Here is a 23,377-nt window from a genome sequence, read left to right on the forward strand (position 1 = left end):
CGCTCGGGTCCGTCGACGTGATGCGAGGTGCACTGTGCAGGACAGGAAGCTGGTGGTCCTCTGGGCCGGGAACCCGTGGCAGGGCTTGCCGGCCACGGATCACCATCTGGCGCGGGCGCTGGCCCAGAGCGTCGACGTGCTGTGGGTGGACCCCACCGAACCGCTGCACCACGGCCGTTCGCCGCTGCCGCGCACCGAGCAGGTGGCCGAGGGCATCCGGGTTCTGGCGCTGGGCACCGTCCCGGGGGCGGCGCGCTCAGGACTTCGTCAGCTGGCCGAGGCCCACCTCCGGGCTGCCCTGACCGTGGCGCAGGCCCGCGAGTCGCGTCGGGTGTGGGCCACCATCTCCTGCTCGCCGCGGGCCCAGCTGCCCACCAGGGGTGGCGGTGTCACGGTGCTGCACGCCACCGACGACTGGCTGGCCGGTGCCGCCATGATGGGCCTGGACCAGGCCTGGCTGGAGCGGGTGCTGCGCAGCAATGTGCGCACCGCCGACGTGGTCTCCGCGGTCTCGGTGGACCTGGCCCAGACGCTGCAGCGGATGAACCCGCGCCACATGGTGGAGGTGGTGCCCAATGGCGCCATCGTCCCCGACCGACTTCTGGTGGGCGAGCGGAGCCGTACCGCCGTGCTGGTGGGCCAGCTCAACGAGCGGCTCGACCTGGCCATGCTCGAGGCGGTGCTGGACGCCGGCGTGGAGCTGCGGGTGATCGGCCCGCGGGCCGAGCGGGAGCCCGAGGTGACCCGACGCCTCGACCAGCTGCTGGCCCGCCCGGGCGTGGACTACCGCGGCCTGGTGCCGCACGAGCAGGTGGTGGACCTGCTGGGCAGCGCCGCGGTCGGCGTCACCCCCTATGCCATCAACGAGTTCAACAAGGCCAGCTTCCCGCTCAAGACGCTGGAGTACCTGGCCAACGGCCTGCCGGTGGTCTCCACCCGGATGGAGTCGCTGGACTGGCTGGCCACCGACCTGGTGGACGTGGCGGACAGCCCGCAGCAGTTCGGCGAGCTGGTGCGCCGTCGCGCCGACGAGCCGCGTGATGCCGCACTGGAGGAGCGACGACGGGCCCTGGCGGACCGTCACTCGTGGTCTGCCCGGGCCGAGGCCCTGCTGCAGGCGATCGCCCGCCGCGCCTGATCTCGTCCGGTCCGCACGACGCGCTTGATCGGTCCAGGCGCCCTGGCCACCGGGCTGGGTGCCTGGACCGTCGGGTCAGTTCGCCTGGTCCTCGTCCCGCTCGGTCCGGCGCGGTTGCTCGTCGGCCTCCAGCGCCGGCACGGCCTCGGTGCGGGTCGGCTCCGGGGCGGGCTCGACCGTGGTGCTGTGGGGGCTCATCACGGTGGTGCTGCCGGAGGCGACCCAGTCGGCGCCCTCCGTCTGGGGAAGGTGCTGCTCGGGGGAGCGCTGGCCCATCTCGTCCTCGTTCTGCGGTGCTTCGGCGTCGGCGCACCAGTCTGGTGCCGTGACGGCGGGGGCGACTTCGCCCCCTGGGGTGGATTGGGGTGCAGGCCACCCGGCGGGCGCCGGCATGGCCTCGGGCGCCTGGGCCGCCGACCGCTCCCTGACCTGGGCCGCGCGACGGGCGTCGCGCTCCCGGGAGGCGCGGCTGCGCTCCATCTGGGCCAGCACCACCTCGCGGGCGGTGGCCGCGTCGAGCTCCTGGGCGATGCAGCCGTCCAGGATCCCCGAGGTGGTGTCCAGCCGGACGTCGGCCAGGCCGAGCCGACGCTGCACCGGTCCCTGCTGCAGGTGCACCGACTGCACCCGGGCGTGGTGCACGATCTCGGTCTGGCGGACGAAACCGCCGTTGACGGCCACGAAGACCTCGTCGTCGTGGCCCCAGCGCAGGCTGTTGAAGATGAAGGGGTGCAGCCGCCGGGCCCTGGGGCTGGCGGGCTGCAGCTGGATCCGGTCGAGCCGGAAGCCGGGCCAGACGGCGTCGATGGCACGCTCCACCTCGGCCCAGGTGCCGGCGGGCAGCAGCACGTCGCTGGCGCCCTCGTCCTCGCCACCGCCGTAGCCCAGCACGTCGATCTTGACGCGGTGGATGCCGAAGGGTCGCCAGAGCAGGTGCTGGGTGACCGAGATGGCCTGGATCCGGTCGGTGGGCAGCGTCTGGCTGACCAGGCTGGTCATGCCGCGGCTCACCTTGAGCGCCTCGCCGGTGCGCACCAGCCGGTAGTTCCACTGCTTGACCACCTGGTTGCTGATGATGCCGAGCAGGCCGGTGGCCAGCGGCACCAGGCCGACGGCCGCGCCCAGCTCCTGGAACCAGGCGATGCCGGCGATGCCCGCCAGACCCAGCGCCAGGGTGATGAGGAAGCCGGTGGACAGCACGGCGGCCAGCACCAATCGCTGCGGCGGGACGGTGAGCAGCACCGTCTCGCTGGCCGACAGGTCGTGGAGGGCGTCCGCGACGGGAGCCTGGTTGGACTGCTCGACGCTCACCTGCTGGCCGTGCGCGCGGGCCACCAGGTAGTCGCGCATCTGGTAGGCGCGGGAGCGGGAGAGGTAGTCGATGGTCTTGCCGCTGCCCGAGCCGACGTCGATGCGCAGCTGGGCCAGGCCCAGCAGCCGGGCGGCGAAGGGCTGCACCACGTCGACCGACTGGATCTTGGTGAAGGGCACCTTGTCGGAGTTGTGCCAGATGAAGTTGCGCTCGATGCGCACCTGGCGGTCGTCGACGACGAAGCGGGTGAAGCGCCAGGAGAAGTAGCCGCTGATGGCGGTGACGATGAAGTAGACGCCGAGCATGCCGCCGAAGACGGCCACGGCGCGCAGGTCGAAGGGCTCGTCGCGCTTGCCGGCATTCTCCAACAGGTCGCGGCCCACCAGGATCACCATGCCCACCAGGGCCATCCAGCCCTTGATGACGGGGGTGAGCGGGTGGGGACGTTCCATCACCGGCTGGTAGGGGGTCGGTTCGCTGCCGGCCGGCAGGTCCTCCAGCAGGACGGGTTCCGCCTCCGGCGCGGGAGGCTCGGGCGTGGGTGAGGGGGAGGCCGGGGGCGGGGATGCCTGGTCGACCTCCGGCTGGGGACGGGAGAAGTCGTCGGACATCACAGGCCGATCGCCTGCTGCTCGCCCAGCTCGGTAAGGCGCTCGCGCAGCTGCTCCGCCTCGGCCACCGGCAGGCCTGGGATGGTGGCATTGGTGCCGGCGGAGGCGGTCTCCAGGGTGACGGTGGCCAGGCCGTAGCGGCGCTCGATCGGGCCGGAGTTGACCGTCACCACCTGCATCCGGCCATAGGGGACGACGGTGAGGCGGCGCTGCAGCAGTCCCTCGCGGATGTAGAGCTCGGTGCCGCGTTCGGCATAGCCCCAGATCCGGTAGACCCGGCCCTGGCGGTGCCAGCGGTAGAAGATCCAGCACAGACCCAGCACAGCGAGGATGGCCGCGGCCCACCAGCGGTAGGCGAAGCCGAGGACCAGCACCGCGGCCAGCAGCTCCAGCGACCACACCACCAGCACCATCATCCGCTTCATCCGCAGATAGGCGGGGGAGAGCTGGTTCCAGTGCTCGGTCGGTGCCGCGAAGGTGTCCACAGCCAGCAATCTATGCGTTGACAGGGTGAAACAGGCGCGGCCGGGGGCCGCCAGTTGTTCCGACCGCTACCAAGGTAGGGGCTCAGGACAGGCCGAGCCGACGGCCCAGCGGGACATGGTCCGGGCCGAGCACCTTGACATCGCCCATCAGCACCAGGCCGCGCAGCACCACGACGGGAGCCCCCGGCGGGGCGGGGCGCACGCCGCGGATCTTGACGTCGCCCATCACCGTGGTGGTCTCGTCACGCACGGCGATGCCGTCGGGGATGGTGATCTTCACGTCGCCCAGCAGCACCGGCAGGCTGATCACGCACTCCTGGGCCTCCAGGGTGGCGCCGCGCAGGTCCAGCTTCGCGTCGCCCATCACCACCAGGCCGGTGGTGCGTCGGCGCAGCCGCCAGCTGCCCTCGCGCCGCACGGTGCCCATCACGGTGACCAGCGAGTCGGCCTGCGGGTTCTGCTGGCTGGGGTCCACCACCACCCCGCGACGCTCCCCGGCCGGAACCGGCATCGAGGCCGTGGCCGGTGTGATGTCGGCAGTGAGCTGCTCCAGCTCGGCGAAGGTGCGGGCGGCCCAGGTGGCGTCCAGCCGCTCGTCGTGCTCCTCGCGGGTGATGCGGCCCTCCGCATAGGCGGTGTTCAGCAGGGTGGCGACCAGCTCCCGGTCGCTGTCGGCGCAGCGCATCGAGCCACGGTCGGGGACTGCAGGAAGGTCAGCGGTGCTCATGGCGCAGAGTCTAGGAAGGCCGGGCTCGCCCGGGACTGCTCCTCGGGCCCGGTCAGGGGCAGATCAGGGGAAGGCCCGAGCGTCCGGCGCTCCCGGCCACGGAAAAGGACCCTGACGGCCAGTGGTCGGCAAGGCCCTTCGTCGTGGAGCGGGCGACGGGAATCGAACCCGCGTGTCCAGCTTGGGAAGCTGGCGCTCTACCATTGAGCTACGCCCGCATGCCGTTGAGGCAGTGGCCACTCTAGCGCACCGGCGCGGGTGCCCGGCCACCCGGTCGGCCGCTGGCAGGCGGGTCGTCGTACGAGCCACGGCAGCGACCCCACCGCATCGCCGATCCGCGGCATGCTGGGTGCATGGCCCCCCGCAGCGCGATCCGCACCACCCCACGCCCCAGTCGGCGTGCCCTGCTGGGCGCGGCCGTCGGGACCATGGCCCTGGGCGCCTGCGGCAAGAGCACGGAGGAATTGGAGGTGCCCTACCACGACGCCTTCGTGATCGCCCACCGCGGTGGCGGCCGCAACTGGCCCGAGATGACGCTGTACGCCTACCAACAAGCCGCGCAGCTGTCCGGACTGGGCCGGATGGAGGTCTCGGTGCGGCGCTCGCGCGACGGTGTGCTGCTCTGCCACCACGACGCGACCACCGGCCGCGTCGGCACCCAGGACCTCGAGATCGCGAAGACCGACTGGAAGGATCTGGCCCGGGTGGCGATCAGCCCCCGCGAGACGCTCGACCCCTCCCAGCCCGGCCGCCCGCTGGCCCGCTTCCAGGAGGTGCTGGACGCCTGGCCCGAGGGCATCGAGATGTGGGTGGAGCCCAAGAGCGACGACGCCGTCGAGCCGCTCTTCCGCAAGCTCTCCCACCTGCCCGACCTCAAGGTGGTCTGGAAACGGCCCATCAACGCCCCCGGCTTCGACAAGGCCAAGCAGCAGGGCTGGGGCACCTTCGGCTACGTGCTGGCCGGCGAGAAGCAGTTCTCGTACCTGGAGCAGGTGGCCCCCAGCAAGGAGCTGGACCACGTCGGCGTCCCCGTCGAGGCCGACGACGAGCGGATCCGTCGCGTGGTGGACCTGGCCGGGAGCTATGGCACGTCCACCGTCGCCTGGGCGCTGTCCGACCTGGCCCAGCGCGACCGGGTGCTGCGGCTGGGCTGCCGGGGCCTGATGTGCTCCAACATCGTCGAGCTGCTGGACGCCCCCATGCCGCAGTGAACCACCTACCCGCCGACGCGCAGGTCGTGATCACCGCGCGATGGTCAGTGCCGGGTCACAGCCCGGAGCGGGAGGCATGCTCCATGACGTGACGCACCACCACGTCGAAGCGCTCCCGGCCCAGCGCGGCACCGCTGCGCCGGATGCTGGAGGGATGGATCCGCACGATCCGGTCCACTCTGGCCTCGCTGGGACGCCCCTGGGAGTCCCAGGCGCCGGAGCCGATGTCCACCCAGTAGCGACCCTCGCGGGCCTCCTGCGCGGCGTCGCGGTCATGGTCCTTGCTGGTCAGCGGCAGCCCGAGCAGCCAGTCCCCGTCGCGCCCGATCAGCAGCACCGGACGGTCCTTGCCCTGGGCGTGGTCCTCCTCGTAGGGCACCCATGCCCAGACCACCTCGCCCGGGTCGCCCGCCCGGTCGCGCTCAGGGGTCCAGCTGGTCTGCGGCAGCCCGACGAAGTCACCCGGGTAGTGCTCGGCCAGCGGCGGCGCCGGATGGTTGGCCTGCTTGCGGCGCTGCTCCAGCGCGGTTCGGGCCAGCCGGGTGCCCAGGTCCACCAGCAGTTGCACGGCGCGGTTCACGAGCACCTCACAGGTAGCGCGGCAGCGGCCCGTAGACCACTTCGTGCCGCTCGCGGACGGGCACCGGGGTCCCGGCGCGGAAGGTCTTCCAGTGCCCGAAGTAGCGGGTCACCGGGGGCAGGAAGAGCACCAGCGCGCCCAGCAGGCTGAGCACCGGTGCGGGCCAGGCCCAGGGCGAGATGAGCCAGCCGGCCAGCCCCAGCACGGCGGCCAGCAGCGCCGCGGTGCGTGACCAGCGGTGCCCGTTCCAGGCATTCAGCGCGGCGATCGCGGGCGCCGCCACCAGGGCGGCACCGAGCAGCGCCACCAGGGTGACCGCCACGATGGAGCGCCAGCCGCCCGGGCGGGGCTGCCACAGCTCCACCAGGTGGGAGGAGGTCATGAAGCTGTCCATGTGCATCGCCAGCCACCAGCTGCGGGCCAGCGCCACTGCCGAGACCAGTGAGGCGGCGTAGAGCAGCACGTCGGCCACCACCATCCACTTCGCACGACGCGGCTGGCCCGTGCTGGCGCTGATCGGCAGGCCGGCCGGATGGCTCTGCTCCAGCGGCGGCAGGGTGGCGATCTCGGCCGGCCCGGTGCAGGGCTGGTCGGCGGCCAGCAGCGCGGAGCGGTCCTGCTCCGGTGTCTGCTGCTCGGACACCGGTGCCGTCTCCTCGGTGCTCGGGTCGGGTTCGACGAAGGCCTGGCTCACCGCGAACGGGGCCTGCGGGTCGCGATCGGCGCGGGAGGTCCCGTCGGCGGGTGTCTGGCCCATCGTGGTCCTCCTGTGGCTCATGGGGCGTGCGACCGCCAGCCTACCCGTCGGGCAGGGCGGGGGCGGGAGACGTCAGCGCACCCGGTCGCGCTGCCCAGGCCTCTCGGCGAGCGCCTGGTTGGCGCTGGGCAGCTGGGCCAGGGCTCCCGCCATCCCGGTCACGGCGGGGGAGGAGCGCCAGGTGTCGGCCCCCGACTCCAGCACCGGCAGCACCCGGGTGCCGCCCAGCGGGATCAGCAGGTGCTCGCTGCCGTGCTCCACCATGGCCACCAGCGCCACCTTGCCGGGCAGCAGGCGGGTGTCGCCGTCCACCAGCACCAGCTTGTGGCGCCGCTCGTCGAGGCCGCCGAGCTGCGTGACGACGGCGTCGACGGGCAGCGCACCCTTCATCACGTCCAGGGTGCGCACCCGGAAGCGGGTGGCCGGCAGACCCTGCACCGTGGTGCCGGTCTGCTCCTCCACCACCTGCACCACCGCCACCCGATCGGCAACCGCCGCCACCTGCTGGGTGCCGCTGATGGCATAGGAGGACTGCACCACCTCGACGGTCACCGGCTCCTGCCGCGGCCCGCGCCACAGCGCGAAGGCCAGCACCGTGCACGCCACGAGGGCGAGCAGGGCTGCGAGCAGGCGACGCATGAGGGCTCCAGGGGGTGGGAGGGACCGGCTGTGCAAGCCTCCTCCTCCAGGGCGCGGCGGCGCACCCTCCCAGACGCTTCGTTATCGACTTGGAATCCCGTGGGGCAAGGAAAAACGGTTCAGCAGGTCAGCTGGGGCCACCGGCCAACCGGGCACGGCCCCACCGCACCAGCTCGCGCACCTCGTCGAAGAGGTCGTCGGGCAGCTCGTCGAGGCCGAACCAGCGCACGTCGTGGGACTCCTCGCTCACCACCGGCCGGCCACCCTCGCTGACCACCAGGAAGCGCACATCGAAGTGTCGGGTGGGCGCGGCGGCGCCGCGGCAGGTGATCGGGTGCACGTCCAGCCCGATCGGCACCGGGTCCACCTGCAGCCCCTCCAGGCCGGTCTCCTCGACGGCCTCGCGCAGGGCCGCCGACGCCAAGTCAGCATCGCCCGGCTCCAGGTGGCCACCGGGCTGCAACCAGGCCCCCACCAGGCCGTGGTGCACCAGGCAGACGGCGCTCCCGGTGACGTCCAGCACCATCGCCGAGGCAGTCAGGTGGCCGGGCAGGCAGCTGCGCTGCAGGGCGTCCTCGCGGGCGGCCAGCAGGCCCAGGAAGGCCTCGCGCAGAGCCCGCTGGTGCTGCTCAGGAGGGGTCCAGGAGGTCAGGCAGGTGACCGCGTCATGAAGCTGCATCCTGCGAATCTAGTGCGGTCGATAGGCTCGCCCCATGACCGCCATGCCCCGCTGGAAGACCGTCGTCTTCGACCTGGACGGGACGCTGTGCGACACCGTCGCCCTCATCCTGGCCTCCTTCCGCCATGCCCACGCCACCGTCCTGGGCGAGGAGCTCGACGAGGCCGAGGCCCGCACCTGGATCGGGCGCACCCTCAACGACATCTATGCCGGCACCCCGGATCGTGCCGAGGAGCTGGCCACCGCCTACGTGGACTTCAACCTGGCCAACCTCGAGCAGCTGCAGACCGACGTCGAGGGCATCTCCCAGATGCTGGACGCGCTGCGCGATGCCGGGGTCAGCGTCGGTGTGGCCACCAGCAAGCGCCGTCCCGCCGCCGAGCGCAGCCTGGCCGCCTCCGGCATCACCGACAAGGTGCAGCTGGTCTCCACCCTGGAGGACGTCACCGAGCACAAGCCCCACCCGGCCCCGCTGCTGCACGCCCTCACCCAGCTGGGGGCCGAGCCCGGCGAGGCCGTCTACGTGGGCGACGCCATCTACGACGTGCAGGCCGCGAAGGCCGCCGGGATGGACCAGATCGCCGTCACCTGGGGCGCGGGTGATCGCACCGCGTTGATGCTCACCGAGCCCACCGCCGTGGTCGACTCCGTCGACGAGCTGGAGCGCTGGCTGCTCGGCCCGGTCGGCTGAGCCCAACCCTGAGATCCGCGACGCCGATCGCGAACATCGCCCGGCATCGGGCGATGGGCGGATCGAGGGCGGGGATTCCAGGGTTGGACCAGTGACCCAATTCTTGCGGTGCGGGTCTGCTGCGCCGGTCGGTGCCGCTCAGGCGGTCGGGGTCAGGGTGCGCACGGCCAGCTCGGCCAGCAGGTCGGCCCCGTCGCCCAGCACCGACTCGTCATAGCGCGCTTCGGCGCTGTGGTTGTTCGGTGCCTGCGCGGGGTCGAGACCCGCCGGGGCGGCACCCAGCAGCAGGAAGCAGCCGGGCACCTCCTCGAGCACCTTGCTGAAGTCCTCGCTGGCGGTCATCGAGTGCTCCAGCTCCAGCAGTCGGTCGTCGCCGAAGAGCTCGCGCACCGCCGTCATGGCCACCGCCGTCTGCTCTGCGTCGTTGAGCGTCACCGGGTAGAGCCGGGTCATGGTGTGCTCCACCTCCACGCCATGGGCGCGCCCTATGCCCTCCAGCAGCTCGGCCAGATGGGCGAAGAGCCGCTCGCGTGCCTCGGGGCTGAAGGTGCGCATGGTGGCCTCGAACCAGGCGGTGTCGGGGATCACGTTGCGGGCCTCGCCGGCGCCCAGGTGCCCGACGGTGACCAGCGCGGGGTCGAACAGGTCGAAGCGTCGTGCCAGCATCACCTGGATCTGGCCGATGATCTCGGCCAGCACCGGCACCGGGTCCTTGGCCAGGTGCGGTGCCGAGCCGTGGCCGCCGCGGCCGTGCACCACCACGTCGAGCGGGTCGGAAGCGGCCATCACCGTGCCGGGCCGGGTGGCGAAGCTGCCGGTGGGGAAGGTGGAGGCCCACACGTGCAGGGCGAAGGCGGCATCGGGACGACGCCCGGCGGCCTCCAGCAGCCCCTCCTCGATCATCCGGCGGGCCCCGTCGTCGCCCTCCTCGCCGGGCTGGAACATGAAGACCACGTCGCCGGGCAGCTCCTCGACGCGACGGGCCAGCCGCTGCGCCGCGCCCACCAGCATGGCCATGTGCAGGTCATGGCCGCAGGCGTGCATGGCGCCGTTGGTGCTGGCGAAGTCCTCGCCACTGCGCTCGGTGACCGGCAGCGCGTCCATGTCGCCGCGCAGCAGCGCCACCCGGCGCTCGCCCTCGGCCGGGGCGCGGCCGCGCAGCACCGCCACCACGGAGTCCAGCTCCTGCCCGGTGGCGATCTCCAGGCCCAGCGGGGCCAGTGCGGCCAGGACGCGCTCCTGGGTGCGGGGCAGCCGCAGCCCCACCTCCGGGATCTGGTGCAGGTCTCGACGCAGGGTGACCAGGGTGTCCTCGCAAGCCATGCCGCCAGCCTAGCCAGCGCAGGTCTCGCGGCGGCCCGGGAAGGAAGCCGTGATCCGCGACCGCGTCCGCTCGTTCACCAGCCTGCTGGACCTGCAGCGCGCGAGCCTGCCCACCGAGCAGAGCCGCCTGGCGCAGGCGGTCAGCATCGACGACCTGCACCGGCTGGCCCGACGTCGCACCCCCGGCTTCGCGCTGGACTACGTCGACGGCGGCGCCATCACCGAGGGGGCCGTCAGCGGCAACCTGGAGGCCTTCGCCCGGCACCGGCTGGTGCCGCGCTACCTGAAGGGCATCGGACAGGCCAGCCTGGCCGCCTGTTGGGCCAGCGTCACGAGCTGCCCTTCGGCATCGCGCCGATCGGTCTGACCGGGCTGATGCGGATCGAGGCGGAGCTGGCCGGCGTCGCCGCAGCGCAGAGCCGGGGCATCCCCTTCACCCTGTCCACCATGGGCACCCGCAGCATCGAGGCCGTCGCCGAGGCCGGCCCGCAGGCGCGCAAGTGGTTCCAGCTCTACGTGCGCCGCGGCCGCGAGAACTCCACTGGCCTGCTGCAGCGCGCCTGGGAGAACGGCTACGACACCCTGGTGGTCACCGCGGACACCCCCGTCTCCGGGCGCCGGCTGCGCGACGAGCACAACCAGCTCACCATGCCGCCGAAGCTGACCGCGCGCACCGTGGTTCAGTCCGCGCTGCACCCGGCCTGGGCGCTGGACCTGGTGAGCCACGACGCCCCGGCGCTGGCCAACTTCGAGCGCACCGAGTCCACCGTGCACCAGCTGGTGGGCTCGATGTTCGACCCGGACCTGGCGCTGGAACACCTGGAGTGGCTGCGCGAGGAATGGCCCGGGAAGTTCGTGGTCAAGGGCATCCTGGCCCCCGACGACGCCCGTCGGGTGGCCGACTTCGGTGCCGACGCGGTCTGGGTCTCCAACCACAGCGGCCGCCAGCTGGACCGCGCCGTGGCGCCGGTGGACGTGCTGCCCGCCATCCGCGCCGCCGTCGGCCCCGAGATGCCGGTGCTGCTGGACTCCGGCATCCGCACCGGCACCGACGTGGCCATCGCGCTGGCCAGCGGTGCCGACCACGTCTTCCTCGGCCGCGCCTACCTCTACGGCCTGATGGCCGGCGGTCAGGCCGGCGTCGAGCGCGCCCTGGACCTGCTGGCCATCGAGACCCGCAATGCCATGCAGCTGCTCGGCGTCGCCTCCGTGGCGGAGCTGCGCGCCCAGGGCCCCGAACTGCTCGCCGGCTGAATCCCGCTCACTGGGCTCGTCCCGCCAACCCACCCATCGCACGGCTGATCCACCGCCGCCCCATCCGACGACGCAAAGGACGACGATGACCAACCCGCTGTTCGCAGACCCCCAGACACCGGCATGCTCCGACCGGCTGGCCCCGCAGGCCCGACGGGCGGTGCTCGCGGCCTGGTTCGGCACCCTGATCGAGTGGTACGACTACCCCCTCTACGGCATCGCCTCGGCGCTGGTGATCGGGCCGCTCTTCTTCCCCAAGTCGCTGCCGGCCACCCAGCAGCTGTTGGCCTTCGCCACCTTCGCGGTGGGCTTCGTGGTGCGCCCGCTGGGTGGCTTCGTGATCTCCCACCTGGGCGACCGTTTCGGCCGCAAGCCCGCCATGGTGGTCACCGTCGTGATGATGGGCGCCGCCACCGTCGGCATGGGCCTGCTGCCCACTGCCGCGTCGGTGGGGATCTGGGCACCCGTGCTGCTGGTGGTGCTGCGCTTCCTGCAGGGCTTCGGTGCGGGCGCCGAGCTGGCCGGAGCGCTGACCCTGGTCAGCGAGTACACCCCGCACTCACGGCGCGGCTTCTTCGTCGGCTTCGTCACCACGGGTGCCCCGGGCGGCGCCTTCCTGGCGACGCTCGCCTCACCCTCGCCTCGCTGCTGCCCAAGGACGTGGCCACCGGCTGGGCCTGGCGCATCCCCTTCCTGGTCTCGGCGGTGCTCTTCGGCCTGGCGCTGTGGATCCGCAAGCACCTGGAGGAGACCCCCGCCTACGCCGCCGCCGTCGAGGCCCGTGCGGCCAACGAGCGGGCCAACCGGGTGCCGCTGGCCGAGGTGCTGCGCCACAGCCCGCGCCAGCTGCTGGCCGGCTTCCTGTCGGTCACCGGCCACAACGTGGTCAACTACGTGCTCAGCGCCTTCGCCCTGGGCTACCTCACCAAGACCGTCGGCATGCCGCTGATGAAGGCGCTGACCGCGGTGCTGATCGCCTCCTTCGTGGCCGCCGTGGTGCCCCCGCTGGGCGGGCTGGTGGTGGACCGGATCGGCGTGCGACGCGTGGTGGCCTTCGGAGGCCTGGCCGGTGCCGTGCTGGCCTACCCGCTGTTCTGGTCGCTGGCCAGCGGCAGCATGCTGCTGGCGACGCTGGGCATGTGTCTGGCCGGGCTGCTGGCCATGGGCGCCACCTCGCCCGGCACCAGCACCTTCGTCGCCAACCTCTTCCCGACCCGCTACCGCTTCACCGGCGTGGCTGCCGCCCGCGAGCTGAACGGCGCCCTGGTGGCCGGCCCCACGCCACTGATCGCCACCGCCCTGATCCAGAAGGCCCACGGCGGCATCGGGCCGGTCTCGGCCTTCGTGGCGCTGGCGGCGCTGTGCACCTTCGCGTCGATCTTCGTCGCCGGACACTCCGGCCAGGAGGCGCCGAGCGAGGACGTCGAGGCCAACCGGGCCGTGGAGGCCGAGACCCGCGGCTGATCCCCACACCCACCACGCACAGCGGCCCCGGACCGATCGGTCCGGGGCCGCTGTGTGGTGCGGGTGCGTCAGGCCTTCATGGTTCCCTCGGAGAGGAACCGGGTGTGCCAGCTCAGGCTCTGGGACAGGTCGTGCGGCGTGTGCTGGCCGTTGGCGACCTTCTGGGCGTGCTCGAAGTAGTCGAGCAGCGCGTCCTTGTAGTCCGGGTGGGCGCACTTCTCGATGATCAGCTTGGCCCGCTGGCGCGGGGCCAGGCCGCGCAGGTCGGCGAGGCCCTGCTCGGTGATGACCACCTGGACGTCGTGCTCGGTGTGGTCGACGTGGTTGACCATCGGGACGATCGCCGAGATGGCGCCACCCTTGGCCGTCGACGGCGAGACGAAGACCGAGAAGAAGGCGTTGCGGGTGAAGTCGCCCGAGCCGCCGATGCCGTTCTGGATCTTGGAGCCCATCACGTGCGTGGAGTTCACGTTGCCGTAGAGGTCGGCCTCGATCATGCCGTTGCAGGAGATGACGCCCATGCGGCGGATCGCCTCGGGGTGGTTGGAGACGTCCTGCGGGCGCAGGATGATCTTCTTCGCGTACTCCGCGGCGTTGTCGTTCATCTTCTCGGCGTACTCCGGGGAGAGCGAGAAGGCGGTGGCCGAGGCGACGGTGAGCTTGCCCGAGTCGAGCAGGTCCACCATGCCGTCCTGGATCACCTCGGTGTAGGAGGTGAGGTTCTCGAAGGGGCCGTCCTTCAGGCCGGCGAGCACCGCATTGGCGATGTTGCCGACGCCGGACTGCAGCGGGTTCAGGCTGGCGGGCAGGCGGCCGGCCTTGACCTCGACGTCGAAGAAGTCGAGCAGGTACTGCGCGATCTGCTTGGAGTCGTCGTCCAGCGGCTTGAAGGGGGAGTTGCGGTCGGGATCGTTGGTCTCGATGACCGCGACGACCTTGGAGGGGTCGATCTGGTAGGTCTTCGAGCCGATCCGGTCACCGGGGTTCAGGATGGGCAGCGGCTTGCGGTTCGGCGGCAGCGCGGCGATGTCGCCGTAGATGTCGTGCATGCCGTACAGGCCCTCGGACTGCCACTCGTTGACCTCGATGATGATCTTGTCGGCCAGCTCGAGGTAGGTGCGGTTCATGCCCACCGAGGAGGAGGGGACCACGGAGCCGTCCTCCAGCACCATGGTGGCCTCGATCACGGCGTAGTCCAGCTTGCCGAAGTAGCCGTAGGTCAGCTGGTTGGCCAGGTGCGAGAGGTGGATGTCGGAGTAGAAGGTGGTGCCGTCGTTGATCTTGTTCCGCAGGATCGGGTCGGACTGGTAGGGGGTGCGGAAGTTCATCCCGCCGGTCTCGGCCAGGGCGCCGTCCAGCTCGGGCGCGGTGGAGGCACCGGTGAAGACGTCGATCTTGAAGTCCTCGCCCTTGCCCTGCGCCTCCTTGATGCGGGCCGCCAGAGCCTGGGGGAATTCCTTCGGGTAGCCGGAACCGGTGAAGCCGGCGAAGCCGAGCTTGCTGCCGGGCTCGACCAGAGCGGCCGCGTCCCCAGCGGACATGATCTTGCTGCGGAACTGCTCGTTGGCGATCCGTCCTGCCATCTTTCCTCCTTGAAGACTGCGCCCCGACCACGACGACGGGTCGCCGGCCACCTACGTTGGCGACCTCGGGGCTGTGGCGCACACGTTACCGTGCCCACGCCCTGAAGGGGAGTCGACGGCGGGCGCATGGGACGGGGCCGTGCGAGGGGTGTGGCAGGCCTCTCGAGGCTGGCTGGCGACGACGCGCGGCGGACCAGCCCGAACCGGCGGCGCGTGGCGTGGTCAGAGCCGCACGAAGGCGCGCACCGCGTCGAGCCGGGGGAAGCTGATGGCGGCGTCGGCCTGGGTGGCGGCCACCGGCTTGGCGCAGTAGGCGATGCCCAGCCCGGCGGCGCCCAGCATGTCCAGGTCGTTGGCCCCGTCGCCGACGGCCACGGTCAGCTCCGGCGGGCAGAGCGCCAGCTCGGCGCAGCGCAGCAGGTGGCGACGCTTGGCAGCACGGTCCACCACCTCCCCGCGGGTCAGACCGGTGAGGCGCCCGTCGCGCACCTCGAATCGGTTGGCAGTGACGTGGTTGATCCCCAGGTCTGCCACCAGCGGTTCGACGATCTCGGTGAAGCCGCCCGAGACCAGCCCCACCTGGCAGCCGGCCTCGCGGGCGGCCCGCACCAGCTCGAGGGCGCCCGGGCTGAACTCCAGCGAGCTGCGCACCTCGTCGAAGGCGGCCACGTCGAGCCCGGCGAGGGTGGCCACCCGGGCCCGCAGCGAGTCCGCGAAGTCGAGCTCGCCGCGCATGGCGCGCTCGGTGATGGCCGCCACCTGCTCCCCGCTGCCGGCGTGGGCGGCCAGCTCGTCGATCACCTCGGCGGTGATCAGCGTGGAATCCACGTCCATCATCAGCAGCCGGGGTGCCTCGGTGGCCAGCGGCTGGCGCACCACGGCCGCGTCGACGCCCTCGCGCAGCGCCGCACCGCGCACCAGGGAGCGGGTGCGCTCCAGCTCGCTGACCTCGCCCAGCACGGAGAAGACGTGTCCGAAGTCGCGCTGCTCCAGACTGGCCTCGCGCGCGTTGGCGAGCTGCCCGGTGGCCAGCACGGTGAGCGGCTCGGGCAGGGGGGTGGCGGCGGTGAGCACGATGCGCACGGTCTGGGTCACGCCACCAGCCTAGGGATTGTGACTGGGCCGGGCGCCGCTCCTCGCCCCTCGGACGCCCGGCCCCGGAGGTGCCGCTCATGTCCAGCGGCGCCGCCGTCTCAGCGGTCGGTGGTGGCCTGCCCGGCCTGGCCGGTGTCGGTCTGGCTGCCGGGCGCCGTTGTCTGCTGGCCCTGCAGGTCCTGCGGGGCCTGGCCCTGCTGGGTGGTGCCGGACTGGGTGGTGCCGGACTGGGTGGTGCCGGACTGGGTGGTGCCGGACTGGGTGGTGCCGGACTGGGTGGTGCCGGACTGGGTGGTGCCGGACTGGGTGGTGCCGGACTGGGTGGTGCCGGACTGGGTGGAGCCCTGCTGGCCGCTGGCGCCACCCTGCTGGAAGCCGCCCTGCGCACCACCCTGCTGGAAGCCGCCCGGCGGCATGCCGCCGCGGTTCCCCCGAGCACCCTGGCCTCCCGGACCGCCCTGCCCACCCGGGCCACCGAACTGGCCCTGGCTCTGGGTCGGCACCCCGTCCGAGCCGAGGGCCGTCGCCGCCGCGGCGCCTCCGGCAGCCACCACCGTCACCCCGACCGCGGCCGCGATGATGGCGGGGGCGATCCTGCGCCGGGCGCTCCCGGCCGCCGGGGTGGCGCCCGCGGCTGCAGGATGGCCGGCCGGTGGGGAGGCCTGGTCGGCGCCGGTGGGTGGCACCGGGGGCAGGGGTTGGGTCGCCTGGGTGGCCGGCGAACCGTCCCGGAGCGTCGGCTGGCTGGCTCCCCGGGTGGCCAGGGAGTCGTCGGGGAAGGCGTTGTGAGGGGTCTGGTCGGTCATGGGATTCCTTCGTCTCGCGTCGGCCGTGGTGGCCGGTGAGTCGAAACTAGGAAGTGAGCCTGTCCGGACTCTGTGCGCCGGCTTGCAGCCCGCGATGGAAGACCGACGTCGGCGGTCACGGTGTCCGCCCCGGGACGAGGGCCCTCAGGCGGCCAGGCACAGTCCGAGCGCCACCAGGCTCAGCACCACCTCGAGCGCGCCCACCTGCGCGGGGCGGATGGTGCGGCCCCGCAGCGGCCCGGACCAGGGCAGCGCCCAGGCCTTCACCACGCACAGGGCGAAGAAGACCGGCCAGCCCCACGGCGCCAGCCCGTGACGCCAGGCCAGCACCGCCAGCCCGGTCCAGACCAGGTGCCAGGCCACCGAGGCCCAGACCCAGGCCGGCTTGCCGCGCTCGCGGATCAGGGTCTTGACGACGAAGACGGTGCCGAAGAAGTAGCCGAACAGGGCCGCCGCCGGCCAGGCGGTGCGCACCGCTCCCGCCGCCCAGAGCTGCTGCGGCGTGGTGAAGGGCAGGATCCAGGCCAGCAGGCAGGCCGCCAGCACCGTGCACAGGCCGGAGGCCAGCGCTCGGTCGTGGCGTCGGCTGGTGAGCCAGAGCGCGGTGCCCAGCAGCGGGACGTAGACCGGCAGCCACCACAGCAACGGCCAGCCCCCGGTCAGCAGCGTGGCCAGCCCGGCCAGGCCGGAGACGGCGCCATAGGTGGCCAGTGCCGGAAGGTAGCGACGGCGGCGGGTCCGGGCGGCCTTGAGCCACAGCCCGCAGGCGTGGAAGCAGAAGTAGCCCACCAGCCAGGTGACGGCCAGCGGCCAGGCCCACAGCGGGAGCCCGTCACGGGCGCGCAGCGCCAGGCCCACCACCAGCGGGACCACGAGCATGGCCCAGGCCCCGTGCTGGTCGGGCACCCAACCGCCCTTGCGTCTGCTCATGCCCAGCAGTTTAGACCGGGGGTGTCCGGACTTAATCGCGGGGCCGGCGCGGCAGGCTCAGCGGGCCTCGGTGCGGGTCAGCGTGTACTTCGGGTTCTGGTCGATCACCTTGGTCTGGCCCAGCACCTCGTTGAGGCGGGCGCGCCAGGGCAGGTGGGAGTTGTAGACGCACCAGAACTCGCCGCCGGAGCGCAGCACCCGCGCAGCCTCGGAGAACATCTCCAGCGCCGGGCCGGAGTCCTTCACCGTGCCGATGTGGAAGGGCGGGTTGGTGACGATGATGTCCAGGCTGTCGTCCTCGAAGTCGGCCAGTCCGTCGCGCCAGAGGGTCTCGACACGCACGCCCGCCTCCTCGGCGCTCATCCGGGTGGACTCCACGGCCGCCCAGCTCACGTCGCTGGCCATCACGTGCGCGGTGCGGAAGCGCTTGGCCAGCAGGGTGGCCAGCACGCCGTTGCCGCAGCCCAGGTCGAGCACCTGCAGGGCGCCGCCGTCGGTGGCCGCGGTGGACGGTCCGCCGCCCACCAGCTTGCCGACCTGGCCCAGCTTGTCCACCAGCACCCGGGTGCCGGGGTCGAGCTTGGCGCCGGCGAAGGTGTTGCCGTGGGCCCACAGGGTGACGCCCAGGTCAGGGTGGGCCTTGGAGCGCGGCCAGGTGGGGTCGGCGGGGTAGGGCAGGCGGGCGTGCAGGACGCGTGACTTCTGCCGTCCCAGGGAGGCGTTCACGCTGCCGAAGTGGGCCAGCAGCACCTCGTTCTGGCTCAGCGTCATGTGCTTCACGCGCCCACCGGCCACCAGGCGCACCTGCTCGTCGCCGTGGTTGGCCACCAGCTCGGCATACTCGTCGAGACCGGCCAGGCTCTTGGGCAGCCGCAGCCAGACCAGGTCGGCGCCCGCCAGGGCCTCGGCAGGATCGGCGGCCAGCAGCTCGGCGGGCACCTCGGCACGCTCGCGCAGGTCGTCGCACCAGACCACCACCTCGTCGGCGACGGCGCGCGCACGCTCCACCAGGGCGGGGGCGTCCAGCAGCACCAGGCGACGGGCGCGGGCGCCCTCGGTGATGGTCTGGGACTCGTCGGCGATCAGCAGGTCAACGGGGTCGGTCTCAAGCACCCGGCCATTCTCCCAGCCGGCCGGCGAAAAGCTGGCATCGCGCACCGCGGGGCCACAGGCTGCCGGTCGACGGGACCCCGGTGGGGCCTTGTCGGTGCGGGCATGTAGGTTGACGACATGGCAATGGAGCCACTGCAGATCCACGTCATCGCCGACTCCACGGGAGAGACCGCGGCGAGGTTGGCCCGTGCCGCGCAGGCCCAGTTCCCCAACACCTCCTTCAGCATCGTGCGCCACCCGCGCACCGCCACCCCGGAATCCCTCTTCGCGGTCTTCGACGCCCTGCGCAAGGCCGTCGAACAGGCGCCCGGGATCCGTCGCGTGGTGATGTTCACGTTGGTCAACGAGCACATGCGCGAACTGGTGACCACCGCCTGCCAGGAGCTGGGGGTGCCCTGCGCGGACATCCTCGGCCCGGCCCTGGAGGCCTTCGAGCAGGCCACCGGCGACGAGGCCGACGAGGTGGTGCGCCGGCCGGTGGGCGTGGAGGCGGACTACTTCGAGCGGATCAGCGCCATGGAGTTCGCGGTGCGCAATGACGACGGCGCCATGCCGCAGGCCCTGCGCGACTGCGACATCTGCCTGGTGGGCGCCTCCCGTTCCGGCAAGACGCCGCTGAGCATCTACCTGGGCTACTGCGGCTACAAGACCGTCAACGTGCCGCTGGTGCCGGGCATCGCCCCGCCCGCCGAACTGATGGGGCTGGACCGCTGGCGCATCGTCGGGCTCACCATCGACGCCGAGCGGCTGCTGCAGATCCGCAACCGACGGGTGCGCGGCCTGGGCGGCTTCGGCACCAAGGACGGCTATGCAGACCTGGCGAAGATCTACGACGAGCTGGACGAGATCGGCGCCATCCAGAAGAAGCTGGGCTGCCCGGTGATCGACACCACCGGGCTGGCCCTGGAGGAGGCCGCGGCCCGCGTCATCGACATCGTCGACGAGCGCGCGAGACGTGCCGGCACCTCCTTGCGCAGACCTGCCGGGAGCCTCAAGATCAAGCCCTGAGGCGACGGCCGAGCCGTCCCGGCTCACGCAGGACCCACAACTGAACAGCCAGTCCAGGAACCAAAGGAGATTCCACACCCATGACCGAGAAGTACATCTACGACCTGCACGAGGGCGACGCCACCATGCGCAACCTGCTGGGTGGCAAGGGCGCCGGCGTGGCAGAGATGAAGAAGGTCGGGGTGCCCGTCCCCGATGCCTTCACCGTGACCACCGTGGCCTGCGTGGAGACCATGAAGCGTGGCGGTGAGTGGCCCGAGGGCCTGGCCGACCAGGTGGCCGAGGGCCTGCACCGGCTGGAGGAGCGCACCGGGCGCACCCTGGGCGGCAAGGAGAAGCCGCTGCTGGTCTCGATCCGCTCCGGCGCCGTCTTCTCCATGCCCGGCATGATGGACACCATCCTCAACCTGGGCATCTCCGACGACACCGTCGGCGCCATCGCCCAGGAGTTCGGCAACGAGCGCTTCGCCTGGGACTGCTACCGCCGCTTCATCCAGATGTACGGCGAGGTGGTGGAGGGTGTCGACGGCCACGCCTACGAGGACGCGCTGAGCGCCATGAAGTCGCGCAAGGGCGTCGAGCAGGACACCGACCTGAGCGCCGAGGACCTCAAGGAACTGGTCGACGAGTTCAAGCAGATCAGCAATGACGCGCTGGGCGGCGAGTGGACCACCGACCCGGTGGAGCAGCTGAACCGCGCCATCAACGCCGTCTTCAAGAGCTGGCTGAACCCGCGCGCCGACGTCTACCGCAAGGCCAACGGCATCTCCGCAGACCTGGGCACCGCCGTCAACGTGATGCAGATGGTCTTCGGCAACCGCGGCGAGACCTCCGCCACCGGCGTCTGCTTCACCCGCAACCCCTCCACCGGCGAGAAGGAGCTCTACGGAGAGTTCCTCACCAATGCCCAGGGCGAGGACGTCGTGGCCGGCATCCGCACTCCGCGCCCGCTGGCCGAGATGGAGCAGGTGCTGCCCGAGGCCTACCGCGAGCTCATCGACACGATGCACAAGATGGAGGCCCACTACAAGGACATGCAGGACATGGAGTTCACCATCGAGGATGGTCACCTCTACCTGCTGCAGACCCGCAACGGCAAGCGCACCGCCGCCGCTGCGCTGAAGGTGGCCTCCGACCTGGTCAACGAGGGCGTGATCGACAAGAACGAGGCGCTGAACCGGATCGAGCCCGGCCAGCTGGACCAGCTGCTGCATCCCGCCATCGACCCGAACCATGGCAAGCAGGCCATCGCCAAGGGCCTGCCCGCCTCCCCGGGTGCCGCCGTCGGCGAGCTGGTCTTCGACGCCGACACCGCCGCCGAGCGCGGTGGCAAGGGTGAGCCGGTGGTGCTGGTCCGCTTCGAGACCACCCCCGACGACATCCACGGCGTGATCGTCTGCCAGGGCATCCTCACCGCCCACGGCGGCATGACCTCGCACGCGGCCGTCGTGGCCCGCGGCATGGGCAAGCCCTGCGTCGCCGGCGCCGCCGGGATCAAGATCGACCCGCTCGCCAAGACCCTCACCATCGGTGACACGGTCTTCAACGAGGGCGACGTGCTCACCCTCAACGGCTCCACCGGCGAGGTCTTCGGCGAGGCGCTGGAGCTGATTCCGCCTCAGATCAACGAGGACTTCCAGAACGTCGTCTCCTGGGCCGACGAGGTGCGCACCCTGGGCGTGCGGGCCAATGCGGAGAACTTCGAGGACGCCAGCAAGGCCCGCGAGCTGGGTGCCGAGGGCATCGGCCTGTGCCGCACCGAGCACATGTTCTTCGGCGCCGACCGGCTCCCGGCCGTGCGCGAGATGATCACCGCGGACAATGCCGAGCAGCGTGCTGCCGCGCTGGAGAAGATCCTGCCGATGCAGCAGGCCGACTTCGAGCAGATCTTCACCGCCATGAAGGGCCTGCCCGTCACCGTGCGCCTGCTCGACCCGCCGCTGCACGAGTTCCTGCCGAACCTCGTGGAGCAGAGCCTGCTGGTGCAGAAGCTGGAGCTCACCAACGGAGATGCGGCCGAGCTGGAGGAGGCCCGCAAGGTCCTGGCCCAGGTCAAGAAGCTGCACGAGCAGAACCCGATGCTCGGCACCCGTGGCTGCCGCCTGGCCATGCTCTACCCCGAGATCCCGGACATGCAGGCCCGCGCCATCATCAAGGCCGCGCTCGCCGTCCTGGAGCGCGAGGGCGAGACCGTCGGGATCGAGATCATGATCCCGCTGGTGGCGCTGCCGATCGAGCTGAAGACCCAGCGCGAGATCGTCGAGGCGGCCGTCAAGGACGAGTTCGCCAAGGCCGGCCAGGAGCTGCCGTACACGATCGGCACCATGATCGAGCTGCCGCGCGCCGCGATGGTGGCCGACCAGATCGCCGAGCACGCGGACTTCTACTCCTTCGGCACCAACGACCTCACGCAGACCACGATCGGCATCAGCCGTGACGACGCGGAGAACGGCTTCCTCACCACCTACGTCATGGACGGCGTGCTGGAGAAGAACCCCTTCGAGTCGATCGACGTGGAGGGCGTGGGCGCGGTGGTCCGCACCGGTGTGGAGAAGGGTCGTTCGGCCAAGCCCGACCTGAAGTGCGGCGTCTGCGGCGAGCACGGCGGCGACCCGGCCTCGATCGACTTCTTCCAGGAGGTGGGCCTGAACTACGTCTCCTGCTCGCCCTTCCGGGTGCCGATCGCCCGCTTCGCGGCGGCCAAGGCGGCCCTGGGGGAGCACGTCAACGACAAGTGATCCTCCGCTGACCTGCGGTGCCCCGGCAGCCCGGCTGCCGGGGCACCGTCGCGTCCGGGCCCGTGGCTACGGGGCGCCGGGTCCCTTGGGCCCGGGGCCGGGCCGCAGTCGGTCGCCGGCCTGCTCGTCGGCATCGGAAACCTGCCCGGCTGGCTAGGGTTGGGGCATGGACGCACGCAGCAGGGCCCAGGAACTGGCCGAGGAGAACGGCATGCACGTGGTGCGCGTGATGCTGCGGGGCGAGGGGCTCGAGGGCCTCGACGAGGCACTGCGCTCCCGGCTGCTGGACGAGGCGGGCGCCGAGGCGCGCGCCGTCGTGGAGGCCAATGAGTGGCCGATCTGGTGGGCCGAGGAGCTGGACGACGCCCGGCTGCTGGTGGTCGACGGCCTAGCCGAGGAGGTCAAGGCCGCCCTGGTGGCGCTGGAGGAGGACCATCCGCTGGGACCGTGGTGGAACCTGGACCTGGTCACCGAGGTGGCCCCGGCCAGCCACTCCACCTGGCACGCCTCGCCGATGCGCCCCGGCGCCCGGGAGCGCCGCGCCGTCGACGAGCTCTCGCGCGCCGTCGACGACTACGACTGGAGCTGACGGGCACCTGACGACGGACCGGCCCCCAGGAGGAACTGCCCCGGTGGACCGGACGCCCGCCTCAGCCGATGTGGGTGCGGTGGAAGTTCGTGGCCGAGCGCGACGGGGTGGGGCCCCGCTGGCCCTGGTAGTGCGAACCGGCCGCCGTCGAGCCGTAGGGGTTCTCGGCCGGCGAGCTGAGCTGGAAGAAGCACAGCTGGCCGATCTTCATGCCCGGGTAGAGCTTGATCGGCAGGCTGGCCACATTGGACAGCTCCAGGGTGACGTGGCCGCTGAAGCCGGGGTCGATGAACCCGGCCGTCGAGTGGGTGAGCAGGCCCAGCCGGCCCAGTGAGCTCTTGCCCTCCAGCCGCGCGGCGATGTCTTCGCCCAGGCCCACCATCTCCCAGGTGGCGCCCAGCACGAACTCGCCGGGGTGCAGCACGAAGGGCTCCTCGCCCTCGGTGACGAACTCGCGGGTCAGCTCCGGCTGGTCGGCGGCGGGGTCGATCACCCCGTAGCGGTGGTTCTCGAAGATGCGGAAGACCTTGTCCAGGCGCACGTCGACGCTGGAGGGCTGCACCATGGCCTCGTCCCAGGGATCGAGGCGGATACGTCCCGCCTCGACCCCGGCACGGATGTCGCGATCGCTGAGCAGCATCGGC

General features: G+C 71.8%; 21 protein-coding genes, 1 tRNA gene and 2 pseudogenes. 9 read left to right on the forward strand and 15 right to left on the reverse strand.

The genetic code is table 11. The features are described 5' to 3' along the window. Nucleotides 1-34 precede the first annotated feature (34 nt). Nucleotides 35-1,138, forward strand: coding sequence for a glycosyltransferase family protein (locus ABD073_RS02860; RefSeq protein ID WP_343872257.1), 1,104 nt, complete (start codon nucleotides 35-37; stop codon nucleotides 1,136-1,138). 75 nt (nucleotides 1,139-1,213) lie between these two features. Here the strand turns inward: ABD073_RS02860 and ABD073_RS02865 are convergent, their stop codons facing one another. From ABD073_RS02865 to ABD073_RS02880, 4 genes are all read right to left on the reverse strand, one after another. After that, nucleotides 1,214-3,061, reverse strand: a complete 1,848-nt coding sequence (locus tag ABD073_RS02865; protein ID WP_343872259.1) for a PH domain-containing protein — start codon at nucleotides 3,059-3,061, stop codon at nucleotides 1,214-1,216. After that, nucleotides 3,061-3,546, reverse strand: coding sequence for a PH domain-containing protein (locus tag ABD073_RS02870; RefSeq protein ID WP_343872261.1), 486 nt, complete (start codon nucleotides 3,544-3,546; stop codon nucleotides 3,061-3,063). The genes ABD073_RS02865 and ABD073_RS02870 overlap by 1 nt, the downstream gene beginning before the upstream one ends. Nucleotides 3,547-3,628: 82 nt before the next feature. Next, nucleotides 3,629-4,273, reverse strand: coding sequence for a DUF1707 SHOCT-like domain-containing protein (locus ABD073_RS02875; RefSeq protein ID WP_343872262.1), 645 nt, complete (start codon nucleotides 4,271-4,273; stop codon nucleotides 3,629-3,631). 144 nt (nucleotides 4,274-4,417) lie between these two features. Then, nucleotides 4,418-4,491 (reverse strand) — tRNA-Gly (locus ABD073_RS02880). Nucleotides 4,492-4,626: 135 nt separating this feature from the next. On the opposite strand from ABD073_RS02880, the gene ABD073_RS02885 reads away from it, so the two are divergent. Then, nucleotides 4,627-5,484 carry a glycerophosphodiester phosphodiesterase gene (locus tag ABD073_RS02885; RefSeq protein WP_343872264.1) on the forward strand — a complete coding sequence of 286 codons (858 nt, stop codon included), beginning with the start codon at nucleotides 4,627-4,629 and terminating at the stop codon, nucleotides 5,482-5,484. Between the two features lie 55 nt (nucleotides 5,485-5,539). Here the strand turns inward: ABD073_RS02885 and ABD073_RS02890 are convergent, their stop codons facing one another. From ABD073_RS02890 to ABD073_RS02905, 4 genes are all read right to left on the reverse strand, one after another. Beyond that, nucleotides 5,540-6,064: a type II toxin-antitoxin system PemK/MazF family toxin gene (locus tag ABD073_RS02890; protein WP_343872265.1), complete on the reverse strand. Its 525-nt coding sequence runs from the start codon at nucleotides 6,062-6,064 to the stop codon at nucleotides 5,540-5,542. A 7-nt stretch (nucleotides 6,065-6,071) separates the two neighbouring features. Further along, nucleotides 6,072-6,821: a hypothetical protein gene (locus ABD073_RS02895; RefSeq protein WP_343872267.1), complete on the reverse strand. Its 750-nt coding sequence runs from the start codon at nucleotides 6,819-6,821 to the stop codon at nucleotides 6,072-6,074. A gap of 72 nt (nucleotides 6,822-6,893) precedes the next feature. Continuing rightward, nucleotides 6,894-7,460: a hypothetical protein gene (locus ABD073_RS02900; protein ID WP_343872268.1), complete on the reverse strand. Its 567-nt coding sequence runs from the start codon at nucleotides 7,458-7,460 to the stop codon at nucleotides 6,894-6,896. A gap of 127 nt (nucleotides 7,461-7,587) precedes the next feature. Continuing rightward, nucleotides 7,588-8,139, reverse strand: coding sequence for an NUDIX hydrolase (locus ABD073_RS02905; protein ID WP_343872269.1), 552 nt, complete (start codon nucleotides 8,137-8,139; stop codon nucleotides 7,588-7,590). 34 nt (nucleotides 8,140-8,173) lie between these two features. Here ABD073_RS02905 and ABD073_RS02910 point away from each other — a divergent pair, with 34 nt between their 5' ends. Beyond that, nucleotides 8,174-8,830 carry an HAD family hydrolase gene (locus ABD073_RS02910; protein WP_343872271.1) on the forward strand — a complete coding sequence of 219 codons (657 nt, stop codon included), beginning with the start codon at nucleotides 8,174-8,176 and terminating at the stop codon, nucleotides 8,828-8,830. Between the two features lie 138 nt (nucleotides 8,831-8,968). On the opposite strand, the gene ABD073_RS02915 is transcribed toward ABD073_RS02910, so the two are convergent. Next, a complete protein-coding gene (locus ABD073_RS02915) occupies nucleotides 8,969-10,153 on the reverse strand; it encodes a M20 metallopeptidase family protein (RefSeq protein WP_343872272.1) in 1,185 nt (394 codons plus the stop codon). A gap of 49 nt (nucleotides 10,154-10,202) precedes the next feature. Here ABD073_RS02915 and ABD073_RS02920 point away from each other — a divergent pair. The 3 genes and pseudogenes from ABD073_RS02920 to ABD073_RS02930 all read left to right on the forward strand — a co-directional run bounded on the left by ABD073_RS02920 (nucleotide 10,203) and on the right by ABD073_RS02930 (nucleotide 12,871). Further along, a pseudogene (locus ABD073_RS02920) lies at nucleotides 10,203-11,407 on the forward strand (alpha-hydroxy acid oxidase). A gap of 85 nt (nucleotides 11,408-11,492) precedes the next feature. Further along, nucleotides 11,493-11,981: pseudogene (locus ABD073_RS15520) on the forward strand (MFS transporter); the annotation flags it as partial. An 86-nt stretch (nucleotides 11,982-12,067) separates the two neighbouring features. Next, complete coding sequence (locus tag ABD073_RS02930; RefSeq protein WP_343872275.1) at nucleotides 12,068-12,871, forward strand: MFS transporter; 804 nt, start codon at nucleotides 12,068-12,070, stop codon at nucleotides 12,869-12,871. 68 nt (nucleotides 12,872-12,939) lie between these two features. Here the strand turns inward: ABD073_RS02930 and scpC are convergent, their stop codons facing one another. The 5 genes from scpC to ABD073_RS02955 all read right to left on the reverse strand — a co-directional run bounded on the left by scpC (nucleotide 12,940) and on the right by ABD073_RS02955 (nucleotide 18,398). Then, on the reverse strand, nucleotides 12,940-14,454 hold the full coding sequence (scpC, locus tag ABD073_RS02935; protein ID WP_343872276.1) for a succinyl-CoA:acetate CoA-transferase ScpC: 1,515 nt from the start codon (nucleotides 14,452-14,454) through the stop codon (nucleotides 12,940-12,942). A 222-nt stretch (nucleotides 14,455-14,676) separates the two neighbouring features. Next, complete coding sequence (serB, locus tag ABD073_RS02940) at nucleotides 14,677-15,549, reverse strand: phosphoserine phosphatase SerB (protein ID WP_343872277.1); 873 nt, start codon at nucleotides 15,547-15,549, stop codon at nucleotides 14,677-14,679. A gap of 98 nt (nucleotides 15,550-15,647) precedes the next feature. Then, nucleotides 15,648-16,355: a hypothetical protein gene (locus ABD073_RS02945; RefSeq protein ID WP_343872278.1), complete on the reverse strand. Its 708-nt coding sequence runs from the start codon at nucleotides 16,353-16,355 to the stop codon at nucleotides 15,648-15,650. 144 nt (nucleotides 16,356-16,499) lie between these two features. Continuing rightward, complete coding sequence (locus ABD073_RS02950; protein WP_343872279.1) at nucleotides 16,500-17,285, reverse strand: YwiC-like family protein; 786 nt, start codon at nucleotides 17,283-17,285, stop codon at nucleotides 16,500-16,502. A gap of 57 nt (nucleotides 17,286-17,342) precedes the next feature. Continuing rightward, complete coding sequence (locus tag ABD073_RS02955) at nucleotides 17,343-18,398, reverse strand: class I SAM-dependent methyltransferase (protein ID WP_343872280.1); 1,056 nt, start codon at nucleotides 18,396-18,398, stop codon at nucleotides 17,343-17,345. Nucleotides 18,399-18,515: 117 nt separating this feature from the next. On the opposite strand from ABD073_RS02955, the gene ABD073_RS02960 reads away from it, so the two are divergent. The 3 genes from ABD073_RS02960 (at nucleotide 18,516) to ABD073_RS02970 (ending at nucleotide 22,733) form a co-directional block, all read left to right on the forward strand. Next, on the forward strand, nucleotides 18,516-19,406 hold the full coding sequence (locus ABD073_RS02960) for a pyruvate, water dikinase regulatory protein (RefSeq protein ID WP_343872281.1): 891 nt from the start codon (nucleotides 18,516-18,518) through the stop codon (nucleotides 19,404-19,406). Nucleotides 19,407-19,486: 80 nt separating this feature from the next. Beyond that, nucleotides 19,487-22,144, forward strand: a complete 2,658-nt coding sequence (gene ppdK / locus ABD073_RS02965; RefSeq protein WP_343872282.1) for a pyruvate, phosphate dikinase — start codon at nucleotides 19,487-19,489, stop codon at nucleotides 22,142-22,144. Nucleotides 22,145-22,310: 166 nt separating this feature from the next. Then, entirely contained in the window at nucleotides 22,311-22,733 is a 423-nt protein-coding gene (locus tag ABD073_RS02970) for a citrate lyase holo-[acyl-carrier protein] synthase (protein WP_343872283.1), read from the forward strand. A 61-nt stretch (nucleotides 22,734-22,794) separates the two neighbouring features. On the opposite strand, the gene dcd is transcribed toward ABD073_RS02970, so the two are convergent. Next, nucleotides 22,795-23,373: a dCTP deaminase gene (gene dcd, locus ABD073_RS02975; RefSeq protein ID WP_343872284.1), complete on the reverse strand. Its 579-nt coding sequence runs from the start codon at nucleotides 23,371-23,373 to the stop codon at nucleotides 22,795-22,797. Between the last annotated feature and the right edge of the window lie 4 nt (nucleotides 23,374-23,377).

The organism is Luteococcus peritonei, from assembly GCF_039526385.1.
Taxonomy (GTDB): Bacteria; Actinomycetota; Actinomycetes; order Propionibacteriales; family Propionibacteriaceae; genus Luteococcus; species Luteococcus peritonei.